The sequence below is a fragment of the Leptolyngbya sp. FACHB-36 genome (genome assembly GCF_014695955.1).
Classification (GTDB): domain Bacteria; phylum Cyanobacteriota; class Cyanobacteriia; order Leptolyngbyales; family Leptolyngbyaceae; genus FACHB-36.
Window position 1 is genome coordinate 1 of record NZ_JACJPG010000105.1, and the last position, 2,708, is coordinate 2,708.

General features: G+C 52.0%; 5 protein-coding genes. 2 read left to right on the plus strand and 3 right to left on the minus strand.

The features are described 5' to 3' along the window. The coding region (locus H6F43_RS01430) for an aromatic ring-hydroxylating dioxygenase subunit alpha (RefSeq protein WP_190340241.1) at positions 1-701 on the minus strand (701 nt) is incomplete at its 3' end. A gap of 262 nt (positions 702-963) precedes the next feature. Here H6F43_RS01430 and H6F43_RS01435 point away from each other — a divergent pair. Continuing rightward, complete coding sequence (locus H6F43_RS01435) at positions 964-1,320, plus strand: nuclear transport factor 2 family protein (protein ID WP_190340242.1); 357 nt, start codon at positions 964-966, stop codon at positions 1,318-1,320. Between the two features lie 114 nt (positions 1,321-1,434). Here H6F43_RS01435 and H6F43_RS01440 read toward each other — a convergent pair whose 3' ends face one another. Next, a complete protein-coding gene (locus H6F43_RS01440; RefSeq protein WP_190340243.1) occupies positions 1,435-1,800 on the minus strand; it encodes a DUF2237 domain-containing protein in 366 nt (121 codons plus the stop codon). 122 nt (positions 1,801-1,922) lie between these two features. On the opposite strand from H6F43_RS01440, the gene H6F43_RS01445 reads away from it, so the two are divergent. Next, the gene (locus H6F43_RS01445) at positions 1,923-2,393 is read left to right on the plus strand and encodes a nucleoside deaminase (RefSeq protein ID WP_190340245.1); all 471 of its coding nucleotides are present in this window, start codon (positions 1,923-1,925) and stop codon (positions 2,391-2,393) included. On the opposite strand, the gene H6F43_RS01450 is transcribed toward H6F43_RS01445, so the two are convergent. Then, entirely contained in the window at positions 2,390-2,656 is a 267-nt protein-coding gene (locus H6F43_RS01450) for a hypothetical protein (protein WP_190340244.1), read from the minus strand. The genes H6F43_RS01445 and H6F43_RS01450 overlap by 4 nt on opposite strands. Positions 2,657-2,708 lie beyond the last annotated feature (52 nt).

Below are 2,708 nucleotides of genomic sequence, written 5' to 3' on the forward strand. Positions count from 1 at the left end.
AGCGGATCGGGATGCAATTGGCGCAGCTGTGGAAAAACTAGCTGCGAAATTGACCAGATTTTGTCGATGCGGTAGTAGTTCTGCGCGTCGTAGTGAGCATCGACGCGATCGTCCGTCTCCTCCAAATCGTGCAGCACGGCTCCAGTCCACGCCTGATAGGTCTGATGCAAATGCCCGTGGTACATATCCATCAGGTTCTCGATTAAGTAAGAGAAATGCGCTTGGGCATCGATCGTAGTGACAGAGCCGATGTAGTTTAAGTGCTCCCACTCTGGCAGGCTCAGGATTGGTTTTTGATCGATTAAGTCGGGATCGCCTGGAAACAGCCACACGAAGCCGTCCTGCTCCCGTACCGGATAGCGCCGAATTTGACAATTGGGCAGCTTTTGGTTCTCCGCTAGATAGGGCACGGCTGCACAGGAGCCGTCCGCGTTAAACTGCCAGCCGTGGTAGGCGCACTCCAGCACGTCTCCGACAACGCAGCCCTCGCTAAGCTTGACGAACCGATGCGGGCAGCAGTCCTCTAGGGCGTAAATCTGCTGCTGGCTATTGCGATAAAGGACGATCGCCTGCTCCCACAGCACGACGCTTACGGGTTTGTCTTGCACTTCGCAGCTCTGCGCCACTACGTACCAATGATTGGGGTTAATGGCAGCTTGGCGAACGTCAAACCGCTGAGAAGCTAGCACAGGCGCATTCATAGAGAGATTCTGAGGCGTGAATGCAAGGATTTTAACGCTCGTAAATGTCTGGAGCGACAGAGCGATCGAAAGAGTTAAGGAAGCACGAGCGATAATCTTTAAGCAAACTGTTTGCACTCAAACTAAAAATGCGTTATACCTGTTGTAGAGATGTATGAGTTCGTACATTTTGAAGGCAAACAGTTTTCAGGGCAGTCTTTAGCGAAGTGCTAAATGACTATTCACCGTTCGTTTAATGTACTTTCTAGATGAGGTCAAACCCATGAGCGCAGAGTTACACGTTGCATTCGAGGATATCAAGAACCTGGTACTACAGGGCAAAGCGATGGAAGCGTTTGAGAAGTACTACGCTGATGATGTCGTGATGCAAGAAAATGAAAATCCAGCCACAGTCGGTAAAGCCGCAAATCGTGAGCGAGAGCTTGAGTTTTTCTCAAAGGTCGTTGAGTTTCGCGGGGCTGATGTGAAGCAGGTTGCCTATGGAGATGATGTCATTATTTCTGAGTGGTCTTTAGACTACACTCATGCGGACTGGGGCAAGCGCACGTATGATCAGGTTTCTGTGCAGCAGTGGAAAGACGGTAAGGTCGTTCACGAACGGTTTTACTACGCAAGCTAAATGACTCGTCTTTCTCTAAATTTGTAGCGAATTTATAGCGACTGTCGTAGGGTGAGCACGGCTCACCCTACGAATTTGATTGTGATTCGTATTGGTGGAAATCGGACTGAGTGATTAATCGATCGCGTGCTCCTTCAAAACGTCTAGCGGTACTACCTCTAAGGCTGCTTCGTGGGTCGCAGACAAAATGACAGGTGGGGCAGCGCCTGAGTCCAAGGCTTCTTTCCAGCGCGAGACGCAGAGGCACCACTTGTCTCCGGGTTTAAGTCCAGGGAAGTTAGCCATCGGAACAGGCGTGCTCAAGTCATTGCCTCTGGATTTTGTAAACTCCAGAAACTCTTCAGTGACCTCGGCGCATACAACGTGCGTTCCTACATCTTGTGGTCCGGTCTCACAGGTTCCGGTACGGTAGAATCCGGTCATTGGGGCGGTGCAGCAGACACCGAGTTGTTTACCAAGCACGTTCTTTTGGTCTGCCATCGCGCAACTCCTGATAAATTTTAGATTGGTAAAGGCTGGCTCTAGAGGAGATAGGTGTGAATGCAGCATTGACGGGACACGATCGCCCCACGCCTCCAGGTTCTGATCCAACTCCCGCTCAAATGGTAAAACATTTACAGCAGGCAAATCAGGTTGCCATCCGCAGCCGCGACATGGGACGGCATCCGTTTGGGGCACTTCTTGTGGCACCCGATCACGAAACCGTGCTGCTAGAGCAGGGAAACGTAGACACTGTGAATCATGCAGAGTCGGTACTGGCGCGATCGGCTTACAGCCAATTTAGCCCAGCCTATCTCTGGGGCTGCACGCTGTATTCCACAGCGGAGCCGTGCGCGATGTGCGCCGGAACGCAGTATTGGGCAAATATTGGGCGGCTCGTCTACGGGATTTCGGAAGCTCGATTACTGGAACTTACAGGCAACCATGAGCAAAACCCCACCCTGAGCGTGCCCTGTCGCTATGTCTTTTCCCATAGCCAAAAAGCCATTCAGGTGTGGGGTCCGATCGCGGAGGTCGAAGTCGAAATCGTCGAGATTCACCGCGAGTTTTGGACGACGCACAACTCGCTCTAGGCGTCCAGAACCTGAGGCAGCTTGCCTTGCAGCAGTTGGCTTGCCAATTGACGGCATGCGGCACAGTCGCAGCCGACGTGGTCGGTGGTGGACTGCGAAGTCAGGACAGCAGGTGCGATCGCAGGACCGACCTCAGCAGACGCTACGACCTCGACCGCAGTACGATCGGAAGGCTGAAAGGCAATTTGGCTGAATGGCACCGTCAGCATCACCCAAGACAGCACAGCAGAGCAAACAACCAGAACAAGCGCAATAAAATTCATCGATATCTCCAAAGAACTGGATGCTAAGCCAGTTTAATCAACGAAACTAATC